This window comes from Mitsuaria sp. TWR114, assembly GCF_007997345.1.
The window spans coordinates 1-3,093 of sequence record NZ_VOSR01000134.1 but is presented as its reverse complement, the minus strand read 5'-3'; the positions used below and the strand labels follow the sequence as shown (position 1 = coordinate 3,093).

At 69.7% G+C, this 3,093-nt stretch carries 3 protein-coding genes; all 3 read left to right on the top strand.

Going from position 1 to position 3,093, the window contains the following annotated elements:
• Nucleotides 1-629 (top strand): hypothetical protein (locus FUT87_RS28485; protein ID WP_186830386.1); only part of this gene is annotated, 629 nt, incomplete at its 5' end.
• On the top strand, nucleotides 544-2,592 hold the full coding sequence (locus FUT87_RS06405; protein WP_147240467.1) for a DUF4157 domain-containing protein: 2,049 nt from the start codon (nucleotides 544-546) through the stop codon (nucleotides 2,590-2,592). The genes FUT87_RS28485 and FUT87_RS06405, both read left to right, overlap by 86 nt.
• Nucleotides 2,593-2,625: 33 nt before the next feature.
• On the top strand, nucleotides 2,626-3,093 hold a 468-nt coding region (locus tag FUT87_RS06400; RefSeq protein ID WP_147240466.1), incomplete at its 3' end, for a hypothetical protein.

Here is a 3,093-nt window from a genome sequence, read left to right as displayed (position 1 = left end):
AGGCCAGCACGCAGGCCTGGCGCGTGGTGGTGCAGCCGGGCTACCTGCTCGGGCCGCAGGGCGACGAGATCATGATCGAGCGCGACGTGTGCTTCGACCTCCGCACCCGTTGCGTGTCGGCGGTCAGCGGCGATGCCTGCGACGACATCGCGATCGACCCGCTGTGCCCGGACCGCACCGTGTCCACGCGCGATCCCGGCGCGCCGCTGTTCGTCGCCGTGCGCTACCGGCAGGTGGCCGCGCGGCCGGTGCGGGTGCAGCCGGTGGGCTGCGGCTGCGACGACACCGGTTGCGAGTTCTCGCGTTGGCAGGACGGGTACGAGCTGTGCGTGCTCGATGCCTGCCCGGAGTCGCATGCGTCGCCGCCGTCGATGGCGCAGTTCACGGAACCGGGCGCCATCCCGGATTGCCCGCCATGCCCGACCGACCCGTGGGTGGTGCTGGCCAAGGTCACCGTGGACGAGCAGGGCAAGGTGAGCGCGCCGGACAACTGCGCCTGCCGGCGGCAGCTGCGAACGACCGGGCCGTATTGGTGGAACTGCAATGAGGGCACGCGGTCGGAGACCCAGCCCGGGACGGCGACGGAGGCGGGGACGAAGACAAAGGCGGATCCGGCCCGACCCGCTTGACGGCAGGACGACCGTGCGAACGCCCACGCGAAAGGCCCCCTCCGAGCGCGCGGTCGACGCGCTGCGTGGCGCGGGAGGGCGGCCCCTGCCGCCCCAGGTGCAGCAGGAGGCCGCGCAGCGTTATGGCTTCGGTTTCGGCCACGTTCGCGTGCATGACGGACCGGGGGCGCATGCCGCCGCCGGCGCCTTGCATGCGTCGGCCTACACGGTCGGCAGCGACATTGCCTTCGGCGCGGGGAGGTATGCGCCGGAGTCGCCGCAAGGGCGCGCCTTGCTGCGGCATGAATTGCGCCACGTCGCACAGCAGCATTGGGCGGTGGCGGCGCGGGAACCGGTGGTCGATGCGCCCGATTCCCCGCACGAGCAGGATGCCCGCACGCTGCTGGCGTCCGACGTGCCGACCTTGCCCGTGCAACGCATCCAGTGCGCACCGGAGGAAGAGGCGCCGTATTCGCTGGGAACCGGGCTGATCGACACGGTGGGACGCAAGGCCACCAGCGACGCGTCCTGGCCGTTCATCAAGGCGGTGCTCGAGGGATTCGTGGGCGGGTTGAAGGCCGATGTCCGCGCGGGCCGCGCCGACGCCGCCAAGGCGCATCTCTCCGAATTGACGGTGCCGTGGAACGCCGCCAGGTTCTACGGCGGGTACCTCGTCGGGCTGGTCATCGGCCTGGTCAGCCCGATCACCGACCTGGTCAAGGGCGTGGTCGGCCTGGTCAGGCTCGGCCTGTCCGGGCTGGAGTGGCTGGCGAAGTGGTCGCCGCTGGGGATCGCGGTGAGTCCGGAACGGCAACGCAAGATCGCGGAGCTCAACGTCCGGCTCAACGCGTTGATGGGGGAACTGGGCGGTGCGCTGGCGAGCTTCGTGACGGATCCGAAGGGCACGGTGCAGAAGTTCTCGGGACTGCTCGACAACCTGATGCAGATGGCCCAGTCCAAGGCGCGGGACATGGGCGCGAGCGGGGCGCATGCGATCTTCGACCTTCTGGGAAAGGACTTCTACGAGATGGGCAAGGGCATCGGGGAGGTGGTCGGCACGCTGGTCGCGCAGGTGCTGATGCTGGTGTTCAGCGAGGCGATCGGCAACCTGATCGCCAAGGGCGCCAGCCTGGTGGGCAAGGCCGCGGAGTTCGTGGCGGGCAAGGCGGTGCAGGCGTTCGGATGGATCAAGGGCGTGTTCTTGGAGGCCGGCGCGCTGCTGCGCAAGGCGGTCAATGGGGCGCTCAAGTTCTTCAAGGGCGTGGTCGACAAGGCGGTCGAGGCCTTCGACGCGCTGGTGGCGGTCTTCAGCGAGGCGGCGGCCGGCGAGCAGGCCGCGGCCGGCGTGGGCAAGGGCGTCGGCGGCGCGGTGTCGACCAACATGGAATCGCGCATGGTCAGCGGCGCCCGCACCACGCCGACGACCGTCGCCGACCTCAGGACGCCGAAGGTGCATCCGTCCAACACGTCGACAGGGACGTCCGGTTCAGTCCGGAGCTCCAGTGTGCAGGGGCCCCAAGACACCGGTGAAGCGCTTGAGGAACTTCAGGCGACGAGGGACGCGGGGCATGGCAAGGACGCCGCGAGCATCGGGACAGGCATCGAGTCGATGGAGGTCGAGGACTGGGCCGCCGAGCTCGCGGGCAAAGGCTATGAGACTTTCCCGAGGAATCGCTTTGGCGACGCCAGGGTCGGTGGCCGAAGACTGAGTTCGATGTTCACCGATCAGCGGGCTCGTCCGGATCTCATCGGGATCAACCATGCGGACAAGACCATCATCGTGGGCGATATCACCGCCAGGCCAGGCACCCTGGCAAAGATCCCCGGCGCGATCGGTCAGGAGGAAGGGCTGCATCTGGAAAAGACGATCGAGTACGCGAAGCAGTTGAGACGCCAATTGCCGCGCGACCTTGGGTACAAGGTCTTTGCCCAGGAGCGGCATTGGAGCACCGGGACGAAGACCAAGTTGATTCAGATTCTGTGACCCGCGCCTCTGCGTCGGGCCCCGCGTGACGTCATGAGCCAAGCAAGATCCTCGCCTCAGTCCGTAGCCGCAGCCACGCGCAGCGCTGCTGACTCGTCGTCGCTCGCGCGCGCGTCCACCGGTGCGGCGCCCGCGCAGCCCCTTCATGAGGGCGCCGAGCGCGAGTCCGACCGCATCGCCGACTCGGTGATGCAAGGCGGGGACTGGCATCGGCCGGAGCAGGCCGGATGGTCCGCGGCGAGCGCAGCGCAGGCCCGGCCGACATCGCTGCTAGTGGCGGACGATGCCGAGCCGGCGGGCGGGCAGATGCGCAAGAGCGAGTTCCTCGCCGCGCTTCGCGGGGATGTCTGCGTGGCGGTGGACGCGGCGTTGAGCGGAACGGGACGCGACAGCCAGGGCTGCCCGTGGATCGACCGCTGGTTCGGCTACTACGCCGAGCGTGGCAGCGGCGACGTCGAGCGCGCGCTGCAGCGATACGCGCCCGAGACCCGCGGCGCGCGC

Bases quoted from the DNA above. Each gene is read 5' to 3' on its own strand.
- FUT87_RS06405 (WP_147240467.1), top strand. From the start codon at position 544: ATGAGGGCACGCGGTCGGAGACCCAGCCCGGGACGGCGACGGAGGCGG.